Origin of the sequence: Nesterenkonia sp. PF2B19, from assembly GCF_001758425.2 — a bacterium.
Taxonomy (GTDB): Bacteria; Actinomycetota; Actinomycetes; order Actinomycetales; family Micrococcaceae; genus Nesterenkonia; species Nesterenkonia aethiopica.
Window position 1 is genome coordinate 1 of sequence record NZ_MDSS02000037.1, and the last position, 20,616, is coordinate 20,616.

General features: G+C 70.9%; 18 protein-coding genes and 2 pseudogenes. 4 read left to right on the forward strand and 16 right to left on the reverse strand.

Translation table 11 applies throughout. The features are described from left to right. Positions 1-247: 247 nt before the first annotated feature. Complete coding sequence (locus tag BCY76_RS11400; RefSeq protein WP_070158322.1) at positions 248-532, reverse strand: HU family DNA-binding protein; 285 nt, start codon at positions 530-532, stop codon at positions 248-250. Between the two features lie 521 nt (positions 533-1,053). On the opposite strand from BCY76_RS11400, the pseudogene BCY76_RS11405 reads away from it, so the two are divergent. The 3 genes and pseudogenes from BCY76_RS11405 (at position 1,054) to BCY76_RS11415 (ending at position 5,780) form a co-directional block, all read left to right on the forward strand. Then, positions 1,054-4,501 (forward strand): annotated as a pseudogene (locus BCY76_RS11405) (pyruvate carboxylase). A 153-nt stretch (positions 4,502-4,654) separates the two neighbouring features. Then, positions 4,655-5,167 (forward strand): ASCH domain-containing protein, encoded by a 513-nt coding sequence (locus tag BCY76_RS11410; protein ID WP_070158323.1) that lies wholly within the window; start codon positions 4,655-4,657, stop codon positions 5,165-5,167. A 16-nt stretch (positions 5,168-5,183) separates the two neighbouring features. Further along, complete coding sequence (locus BCY76_RS11415; protein WP_083277183.1) at positions 5,184-5,780, forward strand: NUDIX domain-containing protein; 597 nt, start codon at positions 5,184-5,186, stop codon at positions 5,778-5,780. Positions 5,781-5,804: 24 nt separating this feature from the next. Here the strand turns inward: BCY76_RS11415 and BCY76_RS11420 are convergent, their stop codons facing one another. The 8 genes from BCY76_RS11420 to BCY76_RS11455 form a co-directional block, all read right to left on the reverse strand. Then, a complete protein-coding gene (locus BCY76_RS11420) occupies positions 5,805-6,512 on the reverse strand; it encodes a hypothetical protein (protein WP_085437703.1) in 708 nt (235 codons plus the stop codon). A gap of 28 nt (positions 6,513-6,540) precedes the next feature. Continuing rightward, a complete protein-coding gene (locus tag BCY76_RS11425; RefSeq protein WP_085437704.1) occupies positions 6,541-7,017 on the reverse strand; it encodes a type I phosphomannose isomerase catalytic subunit in 477 nt (158 codons plus the stop codon). Then, positions 7,014-8,000 (reverse strand): N-acetylglucosamine kinase, encoded by a 987-nt coding sequence (locus BCY76_RS11430; protein WP_070158324.1) that lies wholly within the window; start codon positions 7,998-8,000, stop codon positions 7,014-7,016. Before BCY76_RS11430 ends, BCY76_RS11425 begins: the two co-directional genes overlap by 4 nt. Positions 8,001-8,440: 440 nt before the next feature. Continuing rightward, positions 8,441-8,746, reverse strand: a complete 306-nt coding sequence (rpsN, locus tag BCY76_RS11435; protein WP_070158325.1) for a 30S ribosomal protein S14 — start codon at positions 8,744-8,746, stop codon at positions 8,441-8,443. Between the two features lie 2 nt (positions 8,747-8,748). Next, positions 8,749-8,916 (reverse strand): 50S ribosomal protein L33, encoded by a 168-nt coding sequence (gene rpmG, locus BCY76_RS11440; protein ID WP_022872124.1) that lies wholly within the window; start codon positions 8,914-8,916, stop codon positions 8,749-8,751. Next, positions 8,916-9,152, reverse strand: a complete 237-nt coding sequence (rpmB, locus tag BCY76_RS11445; protein WP_070158326.1) for a 50S ribosomal protein L28 — start codon at positions 9,150-9,152, stop codon at positions 8,916-8,918. The genes rpmG and rpmB overlap by 1 nt, the downstream gene beginning before the upstream one ends. A 447-nt stretch (positions 9,153-9,599) precedes the next feature. Continuing rightward, positions 9,600-10,823, reverse strand: coding sequence for an acetyl-CoA C-acetyltransferase (locus tag BCY76_RS11450; protein WP_085437705.1), 1,224 nt, complete (start codon positions 10,821-10,823; stop codon positions 9,600-9,602). A 30-nt stretch (positions 10,824-10,853) separates the two neighbouring features. Next, positions 10,854-11,780, reverse strand: coding sequence for a LysR family transcriptional regulator (locus tag BCY76_RS11455; protein ID WP_070158328.1), 927 nt, complete (start codon positions 11,778-11,780; stop codon positions 10,854-10,856). A gap of 82 nt (positions 11,781-11,862) precedes the next feature. On the opposite strand from BCY76_RS11455, the gene BCY76_RS11460 reads away from it, so the two are divergent. After that, entirely contained in the window at positions 11,863-12,804 is a 942-nt protein-coding gene (locus tag BCY76_RS11460; protein ID WP_201791121.1) for a DMT family transporter, read from the forward strand. Positions 12,805-12,825: 21 nt separating this feature from the next. Here BCY76_RS11460 and BCY76_RS11465 read toward each other — a convergent pair whose 3' ends face one another. The 7 genes and pseudogenes from BCY76_RS11465 to BCY76_RS19415 all read right to left on the reverse strand — a co-directional run bounded on the left by BCY76_RS11465 (position 12,826) and on the right by BCY76_RS19415 (position 20,616). Continuing rightward, on the reverse strand, positions 12,826-15,321 hold the full coding sequence (locus BCY76_RS11465) for an AAA family ATPase (protein ID WP_085437706.1): 2,496 nt from the start codon (positions 15,319-15,321) through the stop codon (positions 12,826-12,828). 307 nt (positions 15,322-15,628) lie between these two features. Continuing rightward, positions 15,629-15,781, reverse strand: coding sequence for a zinc transporter permease (locus BCY76_RS11470; RefSeq protein WP_070160977.1), 153 nt, complete (start codon positions 15,779-15,781; stop codon positions 15,629-15,631). Positions 15,782-15,799: 18 nt separating this feature from the next. Then, positions 15,800-16,108: an ArsR/SmtB family transcription factor gene (locus tag BCY76_RS11475; protein WP_085437707.1), complete on the reverse strand. Its 309-nt coding sequence runs from the start codon at positions 16,106-16,108 to the stop codon at positions 15,800-15,802. A gap of 82 nt (positions 16,109-16,190) precedes the next feature. Beyond that, positions 16,191-18,857, reverse strand: a complete 2,667-nt coding sequence (locus BCY76_RS19965) for an FAD-binding and (Fe-S)-binding domain-containing protein (RefSeq protein WP_272896841.1) — start codon at positions 18,855-18,857, stop codon at positions 16,191-16,193. Beyond that, positions 18,823-18,984 (reverse strand): annotated as a pseudogene (locus BCY76_RS19970) (FAD-binding protein); the annotation flags it as partial. The pseudogene BCY76_RS19970 and the gene BCY76_RS19965, both read right to left, overlap by 35 nt. Positions 18,985-19,176: 192 nt before the next feature. Next, a complete protein-coding gene (locus BCY76_RS11485) occupies positions 19,177-19,683 on the reverse strand; it encodes a DUF3830 family protein (RefSeq protein ID WP_070160975.1) in 507 nt (168 codons plus the stop codon). A gap of 42 nt (positions 19,684-19,725) precedes the next feature. Next, on the reverse strand, positions 19,726-20,616 hold the full coding sequence (locus BCY76_RS19415; protein ID WP_336582212.1) for an amidase family protein: 891 nt from the start codon (positions 20,614-20,616) through the stop codon (positions 19,726-19,728).

Here is a 20,616-nt window from a genome sequence, read left to right on the forward strand (position 1 = left end):
GGGAGCCGCGGGCCAGGCGTGGAGGCGCCGCTGAGCCGCGGGCTGCGGCCATGGTGCACCTCCCTGTCCGGTCCATCCGGTCGGATCGACCGTGCCAGCCATAATTCTACGCGCCGTAGAAATCAACGGAGCAGGTATGACGGCGCGGGTCCTGCCCCGGCACGAGGCCTCCGGAGACGACGTCGGCCCCCGCCCGCCGAGAGGCGGGTCGAGGGCCGACGTCGCAGGCCTGTGAGGCTGTGGCTGCTCACTTGCCGGAAGCGGCGGCCTTCAGCTTGGAGCCGGCGGTCAGCTTGACTGAGAAGCCCTCGGGGATCTCGATCGTCTCGCCGGTCTGCGGGTTGCGACCGGTGCGAGCGGCGCGCTTGGTGCGCTCCACAGCCAGCCAGCCGGGGATGGTCACCTTCTCGCCAGCGGAGACCTGGGAGGTGAAGACCTCGAATACCGCGTCCAGCACGCCGTTGACGGCGGCCTGGGAGTTGCCGGACTTCTCTGCGACGGCTGCGACGAGCTCGCTGCGGTTCATAGCCATAGTGTGTCCTCCTGGACTGGTTCGGCGTCAGTCCCCGTTGCCGGGGCTTTCAGAACGGCAACCTACCACGCCGTCACGCCCAGAACCGCATGATTCCGGGCGATTCACAGTGATTTTCCAGGCTCACGGCCCCCTGTGCAGGTCGAGTCCGCCCTGGTCCGGACATCTGACGACACCTCCTGCGACCTGTCGAGCAGTCGCTCCGGCGACGGCCACGAGACCCGGTGACCGCCTCAACGCCCCCGCCCGCACCCGCTGCGGCCCGGCCGGAGGGGCGACCACCTGTCATTATGTGACGCGCCCCACGTGGCGCGCGTCGCTGTGGCCGGTATTCTGTGCTCACTGCGCTGTACCCCTGGCTGTGGAGCCGAGGGTCCCGCGCGCACCCAGCAGTTCCGGACCGGGCAGCGTCGCCCGATGCGGAGGGCGCGCACACCAGGGACTCCGGCACGCCCGTCCGCAGAGCTTCTGACAGGCCGCACAATGACGTGTGGCCGCAACTGAGAGGAACGCGACAACGGATGTTCTCCAAGATTCTGGTGGCCAACCGCGGTGAGATCGCCATCCGCGCCCTGCGCGCGGCCAACGAGCTCGGCGCCGGCACCGTCGCCGTCTACCCGCATGAGGACCGCAACTCCTTCCACCGACAGAAGGCCGACGAGGCCTACCGCATCGGCGAGGAGGGACACCCCGTCCGCGCCTACCTCGACGTCGACGAGATCGTGCGGGTGGCCCGCGAGTCCGGCGCCGACGCCATCTACCCCGGCTACGGCTTCCTGTCCGAGAATCCCCACCTCGCCCGCGCCGCTGAGGAGGCCGGCATCGCCTTCGTCGGCCCTCCTGCCGACGTCCTGGAGTCCACGGGGGACAAGATCCGTGCCCTGCGTGCCGCCCGCGCGGCCGGGGTGCCGGTCCTGGAGAGCTCCGACCCCTCTGACGACCCCGAGGCGCTCATCGCCCAGGCTGAGAAGATCGGCTTCCCCATCTTCGTGAAGGCCGTCGCCGGCGGCGGCGGCCGGGGCATGCGCCGGGTGGAGACCCGCGAGGAGTTGCCCGACGCCCTGGGCGCGGCCATGCGCGAGGCCGAGACCGCCTTCGGCAACGCCACCGTCTTCCTGGAGCAGGCCGTGGTGCGGCCCCGCCACGTGGAGGTGCAGATCCTCGCCGACGGTGAGGGCAATGTGGTCCACCTGTTCGAACGGGACTGCTCCATCCAGCGCCGCCACCAGAAGGTGGTGGAGATCGCTCCGGCCCCCGAGCTCGACGATGAGATCCGGCAGGCTCTGTTCCGCGACGCCGTCGCCTTCGCGAAGGCCATGGGCTACCGCAACGCCGGCACCGTGGAGTTCCTGGTGGACACCGCCGGCGAGCGCGCGGGCCAGCACGTGTTCATCGAGATGAACCCGCGCATCCAGGTGGAGCACACCGTCACCGAGGAGATCACCGACGTCGACCTCGTCACCGCGCAGTTGCGCATCGCCGCCGGGGAGACCCTGGAGGATCTGGGCATCCGGCAGGAGGACCTGCGGGTGCGCGGCTCCGCGATGCAGTGCCGCATCACCACCGAGGACCCGGCCAACGACTTCCGCCCGGACATCGGCACCGTGACCGTCTACCGCTCGGCCGGCGGCTCCGGCATCCGGCTCGACGGCGGCACCGTCTACACCGGCGCCGAGATCAGCCCGCACTTCGACTCCATGCTGGTCAAGCTCACCAGCCGGGGGCGGGACCGGCTGACCGCGATCCGCCGGGCCCGCCGCGCGCTGGCCGAATTCCGCATCCGCGGCGTGGCCACGAACATCCCGTTCCTGAAGAACGTGCTCGACGACGAGCAGTTCCTCGCCGGGGACCTGGCCACCGACTTCATCGACAAGCGCCCCGAGCTCGCCAAGGTCAACCGCTCCAAGGACCGCGGCACCAAGGTGCTGCAGTACCTGGCCGACACCACCGTCAACCAGCCGCACGGCCCGCGGGTGGACGGCATCGACCCGCGGGACAAGCTGCCCCGCTTCCCCGGGGACAAGCGGGACGAGCCGGACCGCAGCCCCTTCGACGGGCCGTCGTCGCACCCCCGGCCCGCCGGCTGGCGGGACGTCCTGCTGGAGCAGGGCCCCGAGGGCTTCGCCCAGGCCCTGCGCGCCCAGACCGCCCTGGCCGTCACCGACACCACCTTCCGTGACGCCCACCAGTCGCTGCTGGCCACCCGGTGCGCACCGGGATCTGCTGGCCGCCGCTCCGGCGCTGTCCCATGTGGTGCCCGGGCTGCTCTCCGTCGAGGCCTGGGGCGGGGCGACCTACGACGTCGCCCTGCGCTTCCTCTCCGAGGACCCGTGGCGCCGACTGGCGCTGCTGCGGGCGGAGATGCCCAACATCCCCATCCAGATGCTGCTGCGCGGCCGCAACACGGTCGGGTACACCCCCTACCCGTTGGAGGTCACCGACGCGTTCGTCGCCGAGGCCGCCGAGACCGGGGTGGACATCTTCCGGATCTTCGACGCCCTCAACGACGTCGACCAGATCGCCCCGGCCATCGCCGCGGTGCGCAAGACCGGCACCGCCGTGGCCGAGGCCGCCCTGTGCTACACCGGCGACCTCTCCGACCCGGCCGAGGATCTCTACACGCTGGACTACTACCTGGGTCTGGCCCAGCGCATGGTGGACGCCGGGGCGCACATCCTGGCCATCAAGGACATGGCCGGGCTGCTCCGGCCGGCCGCTGCCCGCACCCTGGTCACGGCGCTGCGGGAACGCTTCGACGTGCCGGTGCACCTGCACACCCATGACACCGCCGGCGGCCAGCTGGCCACCCTGCTGGCCGCCGCGGAGGCCGGGGTCGACGCCGTCGTCGTCGCCACCTCCTCCATGGCCGCCACCACCTCTCAGCCGCCGGCCTCCGCGCTGGTGGCCGCGCTGGAGCACACCGAGCGCGACACCGGCCTGGGGCTGGAGGCCGTGGCCTCGCTGGAGCCCTACTGGGAGGCGGTGCGCGCCATCTACAAGCCCTTCGAGTCCGGGCTGCCCAGCCCCACGGGACGCGTCTACCGCCACGAGATCCCCGGCGGCCAGCTCTCGAACCTGCGGCAGCAGGCCATCGCGCTGGGACTGGGTGAGCGCTTCGAGGACATCGAGGACATGTACCACGCCGCGGACACGATGCTGGGCCGGCTGGTGAAGGTGACGCCGTCGTCGAAGGTGGTCGGTGACCTGGCGCTGCAGCTGGTGGGCATGGGGGTGGATCCCGCTGAGTTCGAGGCGGCGCCGCAGAGCTTCGACCTGCCGGACTCGGTCATCCAGTTCCTGGCCGGACAGCTGGGCGACCCGCCCGGCGGCTGGCCCGAGCCGTTCCGCTCCAAGGCGCTGGAAGGCCGCACCGTCCGTCCGCTGGACGAGGATCTCACCGACGAGGACCGGGCCGGGCTGGCCGGGGACTCCGCGACCCGCCAGGCCACGCTGAACCGGCTGCTGTTCCCGGGCCCGACCCGGGACTACGAGGCCGCCCGCGACGCCTACGGGGACGTGATGGTCCTGCACACCCGGGACTTCCTCTACGGTCTGCGCCGCGGCGAGGAGCACACCATCTCCCTGGGCAAGGGCGTCCGGCTGCTGGTGACCCTGCAGTCCGTCTCCGAGCCGGACGAGAAGGGCCTGCGCACCGTGATCTGCGCGCTCAACGGCCAGCCCCGGCCCCTCGTGGTCCGCGACGAGTCCGTGGAGGCCACCGTGCACACCGCGGAGAAGGCCGACGCCGCGGTCCCCGGCCAGGTCGCCGCGCCCTTCGCCGGAGCCGTCTCCCTGCTCGTGGAGGAGGGCCAGACCGTGGAGCCGGGACAGAACATCGCCACCATCGAGGCGATGAAGATGGAGGCCGCGATCACCACCCCGGTGGGCGGCACCGTGGCCCGCACCGTGCTCAACGGCGTGCAGCAGGTCGACGGCGGCGACCTCCTGGTGGTGGTCGAGCCGGCCTGAGGGCCGGGCGACGGTCGAGCCGCGCCCTTCCGCACTCTCCCCGTCCAGTGGCGATTCACTGCCGCTCAGGCGCCGATTCCGTCGGCCAGCGGCAGTGAATCCGCCACGCGTCGATTCCGATGCTGGTGGTGGGGAAGGTGTTGAATTGGGAGCATGAACTCTCCGCAGGCCAGCCGTCCCCTCGCCGCCCCTGACCACGAGGCCGCCCGCGCCCTCTGGGACCAGTACGCGCAGGTCCACCCGGCGGCCGCGTCCGCGAGCCCTGACTTCCTGGTCGATCAGTTCGGTGACCATGCCGAGCTGGCCGACGAGCTGCTGGACCTGGTGCGCGCGGGGCACAAGACCGCCACCGCCAGTCTGCTGTCCGAATACGTCTGGGAGGGTGAGGCCCCACCCGGGATCGGCGCCCACACGGTGTTCTGCGACGGCGACGGCGACCCTCGGGTGATCGTACGGACCACCGGCCTCGCGCTGGCCGGCTTCACCGACGTCGACGCCGACCACGCCTGGGCGGAGGGCGAGGGCGACCGCAGCCTGGCGCATTGGCGCACTGAGCATCGACGCTTCTGGGAGCGCGTCTGCGCGGCCGCCGGTCGCAGCTTCAGCCCCGACATGGAGGTGCTCATGGAGCGCTTCGAGGTCGTCTGGTCCGATGCCGAGGGGTGAGGATACTCTGGCAGGCATGCCGACCGGAGAGAGCCCCCCGACCGCCTCTGCCCGCACGCTCTCCCCGATCGCCGCGGGGTTCCTGGAGGACCTGCGCGGCTGGACGCCGGTCTCGCCCGCCCAGCGCCGTCTCCAGCAGGACTACGTGGACCTGGCGGCACAGGGCGATGAGGCCTTCCGCCGTCGGCCGCGGCCCGAGCACCTCACCGCCAGCTGCTTCATCTTCGACGACACGCTCACCCAGGTGCTGCTGTGCTTCCACGGCAAGGGCCGGTTCTGGGTGCAGCTGGGCGGCCACATCGAGGACGCCGACGACTCCGTGCCGGAGGCCGCCTTCCGGGAAGCCGCCGAGGAGAGCGGCCTGACCACCCTGCGGCCCCTGCGCCGCACGCCGGTGGACCTCAACGTGCACCCGCTGGGCTCCGGATTCTCCCACTGCACCGCCCACTGGGACGTCGGCTATGCGGCGATCGCCCCACGGGACGCGCGCATCGTGGTCAGCGAGGAGAGCGAGGACGTCGCCTGGTGGCCGGTGGACCGTATGCCGGCCAACGCGGCCGACGAGTTCGACGTCCGTCTGCACACCGTGCTCACCGAGCTCGGCGTGAGCTGAGGGCCGGCACGCGCGCTCGCCGGCTCAGCCGCGCAGCTTCGCGAGGAAAGCACGCCCGGCACCGCGGAGCCGCAGCCGGCCGGGGTCGGTGTGGAGCAGCTGGGCTCCGCGGCCGGCAGTGCGGGGACCGCTCGTCGGCGACGAGACGGTGAACGTCCCGTCGAGGACGATCAGCACGCTGGGTCCCGGGGTCGCGACCTCCGTGTCCCCGGTGATCTCCATCAGCTCGAAGGGCGCCTGCTCCTGTCCCTCCGGGCGGTGGGCCAGCAGATGCTCCTCCAAGGGCATGGGAGCGGTGGGGCGGGGCCGCCCCGGCGTGAGGTCTGCGATGCGGAGCAGCTCCGCGACGTCGAGGTGTTTGGTGGTCAGTCCGCCGCGCAGCACGTTGTCGCTGGGACCCATGAGCTCCACGCCGAGGCCCTGCACGTAGGCGTGGAGGACGCCGGCCGGCAGCCACAGCGACTCCCCCGCCCGCAGGGTCAGGTGGTGGAGCATCACCGCCACGGCGATCCCCGGATCCCCGGGGTGAGCGGCCTGCAGGCGACGGATGAGGTCCCACGGGGCGAGCTCCTCGGCGTCGACGGACCGCGGCGCCGCCTCGGCGGCCAGCAGGGCCGGCACGACTCCGGCGGCCTCCTCCGCGGTGAGCAGCCAGGCGACCACCGCCCCGAGGTGCGTCCGACCGTCGTCGACCTGCTGGAGGTGCGCTCGCCAGCGGCTCAGCGCCTGCACGTGCCCCGGCGTCTCCTGCTCCGCCGCCTCATGCTCCCGGGGGACCCGGGTCGATGACGGCGTCGACGATGCCGAGGATCTGCGCGGTCTCCTGGAATCCGCAGAGCGCCTGGAAGCCGTCCTCGAGGGCGACGATCATCTCCGGCTTCGGCCGGGGGTCACGGTAGTTCCGGTGCGCGGCGTCGATCGGGATGCCGGCAGCCTCCTCCCGGGAGAAGCCCACCTCTGCCTCAGCGGCAGAGGGATGAGCCTGCAGTGAGAGCGGCCTGTCGGCGGCCAGGATCTTCAGGAGGAACTGCAGATGAGATCCTGTGCTCTGCTCCCACTCGTGGACGTCGCTCCATCGAGAGTCATCGAGGATCCGGCTGGGGGCCTTCGGGTGGGCGCCCAGCCATAGCTCGGCCTCACGGCCTGCCACACCAGGACGCCCCAGCAGAGCAGAGATCCGTCCGGGAGAGCCCCAGTCGTAGGGCATGCACCGGTTGTCGATCCTCAGCAGCGTCATGACGCAGACTCCTGGCGCCGGGCGACGGAGATGAGATCGCGCAACGGGTGGCCCTCCGGCAGCTCGGCCATGAGTGCGGAGCCCTCCACACCATCGACCTCCGGGCTGAGCAGTCGCGCCTGGGGCACCGTGTCCGCCAGGCAGCCCCGGAATGCGCGGAGAACTGCAGGGGAGACGAAGACTCCTCCGATGGCTGCCACCTGGGTGGGATCGTCCCCCTGTGGCTCCTCCACGCGACGCAGGGCCGTCCCGGCGGTATGGGCGAGCTCGCGGCCGGCCTGCGCGCAGATCTCAGCGCAGACGGCGTCCGATTCAGCGAGTCGGGACACCTCTGCGGCGAAGGATGCCACCGTGCTCACCCGCTCCGGGTCGTTCTGCAGCTGCACGTAGGCGCTCTCCAGGTCCGGCCATCGTGCAGCGGCCACTTCCCGGAAGGCCGTCGACGGACCGCGCCCGTCGTGGTCGCGCATCGCCGCGTCCAGCGCAGCTCGGCCGATCCAATAGGCGCTGCCTGCATCGCCCATGATGTTGCCCCAGCCATCGACGCGGGCCACCCGCACCCGCCCCACGCCGAGGGCGACGGTACCGGTGCCCGCTGCGACGACTGCTCCGCAGGAAGCACCCAGCGCACCGAGGGCGGAGGTCACCGAATCATGCGCCAGGCGAACTTCACGAGCGTCGAGGTCCCCGGGAAGCTCCAACAGCAGGCCGGCATCCGCGTCGGGGCGTGTGAGGCCGGTGACCCCAAGAGCGACGACCGCGTCCTCTCCCAGCTCATTGAGGGCGTGGGCGATGAGGACTCGCAGCTGCGGCACCAACGGGCGGTCAGTCTGCACGCCGCCGAGCCGGAATCGCCGCTCGGACCTGAAGACGTCACGGATCAGAACCTTGGTGCTGGTCTGACCCACATCCATGGCGACAAGCGGAGCACCGGGCGCAGCAGCCCGGACCGGCTCGAGCGGACGCCGTCGGACAGTGGTCATGGACTCAGCTCCTCACAGTCAGCCTCCGGGCAGCGGGAAATCACGCCGGCCGGATTGATGACATCGTAGGACATCGAGTGATCCACAACAAGACGTGAAGCTCCATGGACGCACGCCACGCGCAGCATTCCTACGCCCAATGTGGACCGCATCTCGTCTCATGACCTGCGAATGCTTGCTCTCCCCCTCGTCAGCGCATCACCAGAAATCCAGCCCAGCTGTCACTGTCCCACGTGGTCTTCACTGGACATCTCGCCGCAGCAGATCTCATCCATGTCCACAGGTTCAATCAGCCGCTGTGGCCCGCCCAGGCGCTGCTGGTGCACCTCATCGAGGCCTGAGGGTGACCCTGGGCAGACATGACAGGGGCGGGACCACCCGAAGGTGGTCCCGCCCCTATCAGCGGTCCGGATCAGCCGATGCTGATCACGGATGCGTCGTCACCAGGACGACTTGGTGATGCCGGGCAGCTCGCCGTTGTGCGCCATGTTGCGGAAACGGATGCGGGAGATGCCGAACTTCTGGAAGGTGCCGCGCGGACGGCCGTCGATGGAGTCGCGGTTCCGGACTCGGATCGGGCTGGCGTCACGGGGCAGCTTCTGCAGGCCCACGCGGGCGGCCTCGCGCTCCTCGTCGGAAGCGTTCGGGTCCACGAGGGTCTTCTTGAGCTGAGCGCGCTTCTCGGCGTAGCGCTCGACGATGACCTTGCGCTGCTCGTTCTTTGCGATCTTGGACTTCTTGGCCATGATCAGCGCTCCTCTCGGAAGTCGACGTGCTTGCGGACGACCGGGTCGTACTTCTTCAGCACGATGCGGTCGGGGTTGTTACGGCGGTTCTTCCGGGTCACATAGGTGAACCCGGTGCCGGCCGTCGACTTCAGCTTGATGATGGGACGTACGTCCTTGTCCTTGGCCATTAGAGCTTCTCACCCTTCTCAATCAGCTCGGCGACGACGGCGTCGATGCCGCGGGCATCGATGGTCTTGATGCCCTTCACGGACAGGGTCAGCGTGACGTGACGCCCCAGCGAGGGCACCCAGTAACGCTTCTTCTGGATGTTCGGGTCGAACCGCCGCTTGGTGCGGCGGTGCGAGTGGGAGATGCTGTGGCCGAACTGCGGCCCCACTCCGGTTACCTGGCAACGTGCTGCCATGATCACTCCTCCAACATAAGTACGAAAATATCTCCGGGCGGAGCCCGCGAGCACACAGTTCTCCCAGGTCAGACCCAGGATGGCCGTGCAGTCGTTGAGCCGAGTCCCGCCACCAGCTATGACACCGTGACTTACGAGGACGGACCAGGCTGGGTGAGATCCAACCGAAGTGCCTTCACATCGTGGACGAAAGACGGTGGTGCTTGTCTTGTGGTGCGCTGGAATCCAGGCTTCACAATCCACCGGGCTGCTTTCCGGAGCCGAGCCCCGTCCTTCCTCCGGGCGAGGACCTGAGCATCTCGGGTCCTGCACCCCTCGGGCACACGTGAGCACAGCACAGCACGGCTTGCGACTGTCCATAGTAGCCCGCCGACGGCGTCTCGGCAAAGCGAGGCGTGCAGGATCACATCCCCGGCACGCCGGCGATCACGGGCTGCCGACCCGACCTCAGCTCAGTCGCTCGAGGACCATCGCCATACCCTGGCCGCCTCCGACGCACATGGTCTCCAGACCGTACTGACCGTCGGTGCTGCGCAGACCGTTGAGCAGGGTCGCGGTGATGCGCGCCCCGGTCATGCCGAAGGGGTGCCCCACGGCGATCGCGCCACCGTGGACGTTGAGCTTCTCCCACGGCACGCCGAGCTCCTTGGCGGAGGGGATGACCTGCGCGGCGAAGGCTTCGTTGATCTCCACCAGGTCGACGTCGTCGATGCTCAGGCCGGCGCGGCCCAGCGCCTGACGACTGGCCTCCACCGGCCCGAGTCCCATGATCTCCGGGGACAGCCCGGACACCCCGGTGGAGACGATCCGCGCCAGCGGGGTCAGGCCGAGCTCGCGCGCCTTGGCGTCGCTCATGATGACCAGTGCGGCGGCGCCGTCGGTGAGCGGGCAGGCGTTGCCGGCGGTGACGGTGCCGTCGGGCCGGAACACCGGGTCCAGCCCGGACAGCGCCTCAGCGGTGACACCGGGGCGGGGGCTGTCGTCGGCGTCGACGGTGCCGCCGTCGGGCAGGGCGAGCGGGGTGATCTCGCGGGCGAAGAACCCCTCGGCGATGGCCTTCTCGGCGCGGTTCTGGCTGAGCTGGGCGAACTCGTCCTGCTCGGCGCGGGAGACTCCGGTGTGCTGGGCGACGTTCTCTGCGGTCTGCCCCATGGAGATGTAGGCGTCGGGCAGAGCACCGTCTTCCCGCGGGTCGTGCCAGGTGGTCCCCCCTTCGGCGGCCTTCGCGGTGCGAGCCGTGGCCTCGGCGAAGCGGGGGTTCTCCAGCTCGGCACCGGGGATCCAGTCCGAGGTGCCCTGGGCGAACCGGCTGACGGCCTCGACGCCGGCAGAGACGAAGACCTCCCCCTCCCCTGCCTTGATGGCATGGAAGGCCATGCGGGTGGTCTGCAGGCTGGAGGAGCAGTACCGGTTGACGGTGGTGCCCGGCAGGTGGTCCATGCCGGCGAGCACGGCGACGATGCGGGCCAGATTGAATCCCTGCTCTCCGCCGGGGAGACCGCAGCCGAGCATGAGGTCGTCGATGTCGCGGGGGTCGAGCTCCGGAACCTGGGCCAGGCCGGCCTGGACCATCTGGGCGGTCATGTCGTCGGCGCGCAGATCCACCAGGGATCCCTTGCGGGCCCTTCCGATGGGCGAGCGGGCCACGGACACGATGACAGCTTCAGGCATGATGTGATCTCCCTCTCAGAACGATAGTGACTACACAGTAACATCGCGGAGAGGCGTCACCCCAGCCCGCCCGGCGAGGCCGCGCAGCACATGGCGCACCGTGCCGACCGCCGGCGACTCGCACAGACTGCCTCGGGTGCGCAGCACGATGGTGCGACGCAGTGCGGTCCCGCCCAGCTCGACGGCGACCACCTGCGCCGGATCGGCCCGCACCGAGGAGAAGCTCAGCCGCGGCATCACCGTGATCCCCACCCCCGCCGCGACCAGCGCCACCGCGGCGCCGTAGTCCTGGGTCTCATACTGGAAGCCGGGCGTGAAGCCCGCCGCCGCACACGCCTCCAGCAGGATCAGCCGGCACGTGCCCAGCGTCAGATCGTTGTCCACCCAGCGCTCGACGGCGAGCTCCTCCAGATCCACCGCCTGCCGCCCCGCGAGCGGATGGTCCCTGGGCACCACCGCCACATAGGGCTCGGTGAGCAGCGCCTCGACGTCGAAGCCCGGCCGGGCCGGCAGGTCACGGTGGGCCACGCAGATCTCGACGTCGACGTCGTCGTCACGCCCCTGCACCGCCTCCCAGAGCCGCAGGTCCAGGCGGAGATCCCGGAACTCGTCGGAGAGCGCCGCGACGACGGACGGGATCCAGGTCACCCCCACCGAAGCGATGTGCGAGATCACCAGAGAACCGGTCCGCCCCTCCCGCAGATCCACCGCGAGGGCCTCCAGCCGAGCGGCCTGCCCGAGCAGGCGATCTGCCTCCTCGGCGAAGCGTCGCGCCACCCCGGTGGGCGCCAGTCCGCGCCCGTTGCGGGTGAAGAGTTCGAGACCGGTGTCCTTCTGCAGGGCCTGCAGCTGCTGGCTCACCGCTGACGGCGTATAGCCGAGGCTCTCTGCGGCCGCGTGGACGGAGCCTGCGGCGAGCACCGCGCGGAAGGTCCGAAGCCGGATCAGATCGATCATCCCTGCATCATAAAGCGCTGCTGAACGATCATCCAGAGATGTTCGCTTGTGCTGTCGATTCCGGCGCGGAAGGATCATCCCCATGACCCGCCTGATGAATGCACCGACGGCACGCGCCGCGGAGTCCCCGACGCACCGGCCATCCGGCACACTCCGGACCCGGCTGGCAGCCCCGGCCGCCGTCGCCACCACCGTGGTGCTGTGGGCCTCCCCTTTCGTGATCATCCGGTGGGTGGCCCCGGTGTTCTCCCCCGGCCCGCTGGCGCTGATCCGACTGCTGGCCGGCGTCGCCGCGCTCACGGTGCTGGTGATCCTGCTGCGTCGGCACACCCTGAGGATGCCCGGCCCGCGGGCGCTGTTGGTCATCGCTCTCTACGGCGTGCTGTGGTTCGCCGCCTACACCGTGGTCCTCAACCACGCAGGCCATCTTCTCGACGCCGGCACCATGGCGATGGTCGTGAACCTCTCGCCGGTGCTGGTGGCCGCAGGAGCCGGCCTGTTCTTCCGGGAGGGTTGGCCGCGCTCCCTGTTCGCCGGGATGGCCGTGGCTCTGGCGGGCATCGCGGTGATCACCCTGGCCGCCGGGGACGGACGGATCTCCCTGCTGGGAGTGGTGCTGGCACTGGTGGCCGCCGCCGTCTACGCCGTCGCCATGCTGCTGCAGCGGGCCGTGCTCCCGGACACGGATCCGCTGACCATCGTCTGGCTGGGCTGCGTGGCGGGCACCCTGGCAGTCCTGCCGTTCGCGGGGCAGACGTGGGCCGAGCTGCAGGACGCACCGGCCGCCGCCGTCGGCGGGGCGGCATTCATGGGAGTGGGCGCCACCGCGCTGGGATTCTGGCTGTGGGCCTTCGCCCAGACCCGGATGCCGACGGGACGTCTGGCCGCCTGCTCCCTCGCAGTGCCCGCCGTGGCGGTGCTGATGTCCGCGGTCGCCTCCGGCGAGGTGCCCACCGTGTTGGCGATCATCGGCGGGACGACCTGCCTGGTCGGCGTGGCGATCGCCCAGCTGGGCCGCCGCTGAGCCCCGCCCGCTCCTGACTGCTCAGCGCACGCCGGCCCAGGTGAAGAACTGCTCGGCAGCCAGCACGGGCTTGCCGTACTCCTGGGCCTTGCGGGCCTTGCCCGACTGGGTCCCCAGCTCGGCCACCACCAGGACGTCGCAGCGCGTCTTGGTGACGGTCGCGACCGGGGCGAGGCCTCGATCGGCGGCGAGCGCGGTCATCTGGTCGCGGGACCACAGCCGACCGTCAGCGGAGACCGCCTCCCCGGTGAAGCAGATGCGCGTGCCAGGCTGCAGCAGCTCGTCCGGAGCCTCTCGTGACCCCACCGTCGCGGCGAGCCTCTCGGGAGCCACGAGCTCGCGGCCCAGCAGCCGGCCGGCCCGCTCCAGGCGCCTGGCCACCTCGTCGGTCAGCTGGGCCCGCGCGGCCGCAGCGGTGAGCTGGTCGGCCACGGTCTGCCGGGCGGCCGCATGCCAGGAGTCGGCGTCGTCGTCCCCGACGACAAGCTCCTCCCCCAGCAGGATCCCACCCGCCTGCCGGCTGACCCCCAGCAGGGCGCCGAGTCCGGGCATCTCCTCGAGGGAGGGCGAGGGCGTCGCCGGGTCGCGGGTCAGCAGGTGGCCCGCGGCCTGCACCGTGTCCTCCGAGGGCTCGAACACCGTGGCCGTGCGGTCCACCACCTCCGGATCCTGGGCCTCGGCCTGCCGCAGATCCTCCAGCACCGCACGGGCCGCCTCCACGGCCCGCCGCGGCGGCCCGGCCCGACGGCGTCGCGGCGCCTCCGCGCCGAAAGGCATGGGTTCCACGTGCCCGAGCCGCTTGAGCTCGAAGTCGATCAGCCCCAATGTGCGGTCCACGTCCTCGGCCACCGGGACATGGCCAGCGAGCGCCGGGGAGAGCACCGCCCAAGCCTCCGCGAGGGTCGGGGCGAGCAGGACGTCCGCGGTGGCGATCTCGTAGGCGGTCCGTGCGTCCCCGAGGTCGCGCTGCGGGTTGACCAGGGTGGACAGTGCCGTGCCGTCCTCGAAGGCAACCGCCAGCTCGACGGGTCGCGGCCGGGACATGCGCCCCTCCTCCCCGATGGTGAGCACCGCGAGCGCGCAGCGCGGCCGCCGTTCCTCCGCGGAGGCGCCGCCGCGCAGGAAACGCAGGATCCTCCGGTCGGTCTTCATGTCCTTCGGGAACACTGGCCGGGTGAGCACCAGGCCGGACAGCGAGGTGACCCGGCTCAGCGCCACGTAGAGCTGCCCGTAGGAGAAGGTACCGCCGGAGAGGTCCACCACCAGGCGGTCGGCCGTCTGCCCCTGGCTCTTGTGCACGGTGATCGCCCAGGCCAGTTTGAAGGGCAGCTGGGTGTAGGTGCCCACCACCAGGTGGGTGAGGGTGCCGCCGTGGACCTCGGGGCGGGTGATGTCCCAGGTGTGCGGGCCGACGTCGACCCGGGCTCCATCCCGCAGCACCACACCGACCCGTGGCTCGCCGTCGTCGTCGACCCCCACCTCCACCACATGGCCGAGCGTGCCGTTGACCCAGCGGCCCAGGGGATCATTGGTGAGGAACATGATCTGCGCGCCGACTGCGAAGACCAGCCGCTCCTCCACGGGCCGGTCGAAGCCGTCCTGCTCGCCGCGCAGCACCGCCCGGCAGGCGTGCTCCGGGCCGGGGAGCCGCTCCAGACGACGTCGATTCCGGGACTCAGCGATCCGGTTGGTGGTGGCCAGAGTCAGCCAGAATTCACCCTCGGGCGGCTCGAACTCCGGGTCCACATGCCGGTTGAGGTCCTCCCGGGCGGTGCCCAGCAGCACGCCTTCCCGGATGGAGTTCAGCACCGCGGTGAGGCGGTCATCGCCGAGCTGCCGGAACACGGTGGTCAGTGAGACGGTCGGGAAGTCCTCTGCCCTCCAGCTGTCGGCCGAGAAGAAGTAGGGGGTCTCATAGCGGGTCTCGAAGCGGACGCGCTCGGACTCGGTGACCACCGGCGGCAGCTGCAGCAGGTCGCCCACGAGCACCAGCTGGACCCCGCCCAGCCGCTGCCCGGGGCGCGGGCCGAAGCGCTCGAGCGCGGCGACCAGCTGGTCGAAGAGGTCGGCGCGCACCATGGAGGCCTCGTCGATGATGAGAGTGTCCAGGGCCTTCAGGGTCCCGGCGAAGCGGCCGGGGTAGTACCGGCCGTGGCGGATCTCCTCCAGCGTGATCTGCGGGTGGAAGCCGAAGAGCCGATGGATCGTGTAGCCACCGACGTTCAGCGCGGCGATGCCGGTGGGGGCGGCGACGACGACGGCACGGCCGGAGGGGACGTCGTCGGTCAGGGCCGTCTCGCTCGCCCAGTCCTCACTCACCCAATCCTCACTCGCCCAGTCCTCGGCGGGCTGCGTCCTCTGCGCGGCCGACCCCGTCTCGCAGCGCCGCAGGAACTCCCGGATCAGCGTCGACTTGCCGGTGCCCGCCTTGCCGGTGAGGAACATCGACTCCCCGGCCTCGAGGCGCGCGAGGGCGTCGGAGAACTCCTCGGTGAGGACGATGCGCTGGTCCGACATGAGGGCCTTCCGGGCAGGCTGGGCAGGCTGGGCGGGCTGGGCAGGCTGGGCGGGGTGGTGCTGCAGAGGACGGTGCTTCCCGCGCTCCGGGCGAGTGTATCGACCCAGCCCTCCCGGAAGATCGTCTCTCTGTGAGGAATCGCCCCTCAATCCGGCGACGATCTCTCACGGAGAGACGATGCATGCAGGGACGGCTGAATGATCGGGGTTCACGCGCGTGAGGCAGGACGAAGCCCGGACCGCAGGAGCGATCCGGGCTTCGCAGATGACCCAGCGTGCTGGGCCTGTGGATTCAGTGCCTGTCGAGTCAGTGCTCGTCGTAGTGGTCACCATGCTCGGCGTGCCGGTGACCGTCGTGGACGTAGTCCACGTGGTCCTCATGCTGGACCGCCTCGTGCCCGCAGCCCTCGCCGTGCTGGTGCTCGTCAACTGTGTGCTCTGCTGTCTTGTGGTCGCTCATCGCTGGCCCTTCCGGCCGTCAGTCGGCCGATCTCGTGGTGTCTGGCTCCTGGGCGTGCGCGACGGCGTCGTCGACGATGTGAGACACGTGCTCGTCTGCCAGCTGGTAGCTCACACTCTGCCCTCGGCGATCGGGGGTCACCAGCCCTGCATCCTTCAAGGAGCGCAGGTGCTGCGAGACCAGCGGCTGGGACAGTCCGGTCGCAGCGACCAGCTCCCCCACCGTCAGGGGCGCCTCGCCGAGCAGCCGCAGCAGCCGCAGCCTCGACTCATTGCCGAGCACCTTGAACAGCTGGGCAGCCTCCGAGAGGCCCTGATCGTCACGCACATCTCCACCTCACCAGATATATCAAGACATTGCAATATGTTTATTGAGAGGCGATCTCATCACGCCGCACGAGATGCCAGCCTCACTCGGCCCGCCGGGCCAACAGCTCGGCCAGATGGATGGCCTCGACGTCGGCAAGGTCGTCGAGCTGGATGCGGCAGGACATGCCGTCGGCCAGGACGACGGTCTCCCCGGCGGAGGCGCCGTCGTCGGGGAACGCGTCGCGGACCGCAGGCAGCACATGCGTCTCGGCCACCGCCACGCTGACCTCGTAGTGGCCGGCCTCCACGCCGAAGTTGCCGGCCAGGCCGCAGCAGCCGGGCACCGCAGTCACCTGGGCGCCGGCCTGCTCCAGCAGCGCCTGATCCGCCCGCCACCCGATGACGGCGCGCTGGTGGCAGTGCGGCTGCGCCACGACCCGCACACCGCTGAGGTCCGGCAGCTGGATCCGGCCCTCGTCCACGAGCCGATGCACCAGCTCCGCGAAGGTCAGCACCCCGTCCGCCACGGTCCGGGCCTCGGGCCGATGGGAGAGCTGCACCAGGTCGCTGCGCAGTGTGGCCGTGCAGGAGGGCTCCAGTCCGATCACCGGCACGCCGGACTCCACCGGGTCCAGCAGCGCATCCACGGCCTCGTCCACCAACCGACGGGCCTGGTCCAGCTGGCCGGTGGTGATCCACGGCAGCCCGCAGCAGCCCTTGCGCTGCAGCACCTGCACCTCCAGGCCCTGGGACCGCAGGAACTCCAGGGCCGCGAGGCCGGACTGCGGGAAGAAATGGTCCGTGAAGGAGTCCGCCCACACCCAGACGTCCGGGGCGGAGCGAGATCCGCCTCCCTGCTCCCGCCGAGCGGCGGCCCGGCGCAGCGTCTGATGCGCGAAGGCCGGGACGTCCCGACGCCGGTCGATGCCGGCGGTCCACTTCGCCACGGCCGCCAGAGGCGGGACCTTCATCATCGCGTTGACCAGCGGCGCCACCGGGGAGGCCAGTCGTGCCCAGAACGGCATCCGCCCCAGGATGTAATGGGAGCGCGGACGCAGCCGCCGACGTCGCCCGGAGCCGTCGGGGCGGGCCGTCCCCCCGACGTCGTAGGTCTGGTACAGCGCCTCGGACTTATAGGCGGCCATGTCCACCCCGGCCGGGCAGTCCGAGGCGCATCCCTTGCAGGACAGGCACAGATCGAGGGCCTCATGCACGGCCGGGTCCGCGAGCCCGTGCACCAGACTGCCGTCCAGGGCCTCCTGGAGGATGCGGCCTCGCCCCCGGGTGGAGTCCTTCTCCTCCTTGGTCGCCAGATAGGAGGGGCACATGACCGACGGCGTCGTCGGCGCCACGCACTTCCCGACCCCCGAGCAGCGGTGCACGGCCGCGCCGAAGTCACCCGCGTCGTGAGTGTGCCGCATCCCCGGCCAGGGCAGCTCCCGGGTGGCCTGGGTGGGTCGCAGGTCCTCGGTGTGCGGGGCGGGATCGGTGATGATCCCGGGGTTCAGCAGGTTCTCCGGGTCGCAGATCCGCTTGGCGCGGGCGAACAGGTCCAGGGAGGTCTGGTCATACATGTACGGCAGCAGCTCGGAACGCACCCGGCCGTCGCCGTGCTCCCCGGACAGCGAGCCCCCATAGGCGGCCAGACGTTCCGCGCAGGTACGCATGAACTCCGCGAACACTCTCGTGCTGCCGGGGTCCCCGTGGGTGAAGGGGAAGTCGATCCGGCAGTGGATGCAGCCGTCCCCGAAATGCCCGTACGGGTAGCCCTGCAGGCCGAAGTCGACCATGAGCTCCTCGAACTCGCGCATCCAGGCACCCAGATGCTCGGGCGGAACGGCGGCGTCCTCCCAACCGGAGTGCGCGGGGGTGTCCAGACTGATCCCGGCCAACCCGGCGCCGTCCTCCCGGATGCGCCACAGGGCGGCGGCCTGGACGGCGTCGTCGATCAGGGCGGAGTCCACGCAGCCGGAGGCCGCCCGGACGGTGGCGATGACGTCGTCGGCGTCGTCCCCGGCAGCCTCCACGAACAGCCAGCTCTGGCCCTCCGGCAGGGGCGGCACCTGTCTTCCGGCCCCACGGACCAGCGCCACCAGCCGGGAGTCCATGCCTTCGCAGGCGATGAGTCGGCCCGGCGCCGCGGCGAGCAGCTGCGGCACGGCGTCGGCGGCCTCGGCCACCGAGTGGTAGCCCAGCACGATGAGCAGCCGGTGCGGATGGTCGGCCACCAGGTTCACGGTGGCCTCCAGGACCGTGCCCAGCGTGCCCTCGGTGCCGACCAGGAAGCGGTCGATGCGCCCGCGGTTCTCCGGCAGCAGGTGCTCCAGCGAGTAGCCGCTGACCTGCCGGTCGAAACGGCCGAAGTGGGTGCGCACATGGCCCAGGTCCGTCTCCACCAGGCGCAGCAGCTGCTCCGCGGTGGAGCCAGACGAGGCGAGGCCGGCGCCGAAGGTGCCGACCTCCCCGTTGCCGAACAGCACGGTGGCGGCCTCCACGTTGTCCGCGGTGCGCCCGTAGCCCAGCGCCCGGGAGCCGCAGGCGTTGTTGCCGATCATCCCGCCGATCGTGCACCGCGTGTGGGTGGAGGGGTCGGGGCCGAAGCGCAGCCCGTGGCCGGCGGCGGCCGCTGCAGCCGGGCGTGCACCACTCCGGGCTCCACCCGGGCGGTGCGGTGGCCTCCGGGTCGATCTCCAGGATGCGGTCCAGGTCCCGGGTGTCGACGACGAGGCCGGGGCCCACGGCGTTGCCGGCGATCGAGGTGCCGGCACCGCGCAGGGTGACCGGCACCCCCGTGGCCCGGGAGACCTCCTGGACGGCGTGGAGCTCGTCCACATGCTGGGGCCGGGCCACCACCTGGGGCACCACCCGGTAGAGGCTGGCGTCGGAGGAGTACATGCCGCGGGCCAGGGCGGAGTCGTCGACCCGACTGACGCCGGCGCGTCGCAGGCGCGGGCGGCGACCTCGGCGCCGGCGGAGGCGTCTCCCGCCCGGGCTTCGGCGTCGGATGGCACAGTCGAGGTCACGTCGTCGTCTCCTTTCGCCGCGCGGGTCCGAACCTACCGGACCGCGGGCCGCTCGGCGGCTGGATCAGTCCTCCCCGGCACGGGCGAAGGCCAGAAACTCGCCGCGGGCCCCGTCCATCCAGATCGACTGGCAGGCCTCGGCCATCACGTCCAGCCCGTCCACCACGGTGGCGAACACGTTGCCCGGCACCCACCCCTGGTCCCCGTTGATGAGCAGGTTGTTCCGCCCATAGAACAGGGCGAGGTCGATGAGCTCCGGGCGATCCCGCACTCCGGCGGAGGCCTCGTAGCCGTAGCCGGGGTTGCCGAGGTCGTCAGCGTCGAAGTGGAACCAGCACACGTCCCCGGGGATGGGAGTGACGGTGGTGTTCTCCTTGCCCGGGTCCTGCGCGGAGAAGACCGGCAGCAGGGCGTAGATCTCGTTGCGGGCGTACTTGCCGTGGTAGACCTGTCCGTCCAGCGGGAGCGCCTCCCACACCGCCGCACAGGTGCGGGGCGCGACGTCGTCGAGCAGGCGGGCCGTGCAGCTCACGCCCCGGGTGGTCAGAGTCAGGCTGATGTAGCGGGCCATGGTGCTCCTCGCCTCCTTCTGCGGCTCGTACCGGTCCTCGTCTCAGGCTCCCAGAACTGCGGGCTCCACCGGACGGACGAACCGCTCCCCGGAGGCCTTCTCATAGGCCCGGGCGGCACGCAGTACCAGGCGGTCCTGGGTGCGGGCCCCGACGATCTGCAGCCCCACCGGCAGGCCGTCGGCGGCCACTCCGCAGGGCACCGACGCCGCCGGCTGCTGGGTCATGTTGAACGGATAGGTGTAGGGGGTCCAGGAGGTCCACAGATCAGAGGGCCACCCGTCAGGCGCCTGACGGGTCTTGTCGAAGGCCGTGATCGGCATCGTCGGGGTGACCAGCAGGTCATAGCGCTCGTGGAAGGTCCCCATGCGCACGCCCAGATCCATCCGGGTCGCCGTGGCACCCAGATAGTCCAGGGCGCTGGCGTCGCCGTACTGCTCGATGCCGGCACGCAGGCCCGGGTCCACATGGTCCACCGCACCGGGCCCGAAGGCCTCCAGCACCTTGGCGGCCCCGGTGAACCAGAGGATGTGGAAGTCCTCCACCGGGTCCTCAAAGCCGGGATCGACCTCCTCCACCACTGCGCCGGCACCCTCGAGCACCCCGACGGCCTCGGTGACCAGCCGTTCCACCTCTGGGTCGTTCTCCCCGAACCCGAGGGTCCGGGAGTAGGCGATGCGCAGTCCGGCGACCCCGTCCTCGAGTCCGTCGAGGTACGAGCCGACAGGGCTGGGGAGCGCCGCCCAGTCGCGGGCGTCGAAGCCGGCGATGATGTCCATCAGCAGCGCCGCGTCGGTGACGGTGCGCGTCATCGGACCGGCATGGGCCAGCGTCCCGAAGGGCGAGGCCGGGTACATCGGCACCTGCCCATAGGTGCCCTTCAGCGCGACCGTCCCCGTGAACGAGGCCGGGTATGCGCACCGACCCGCCGGCAT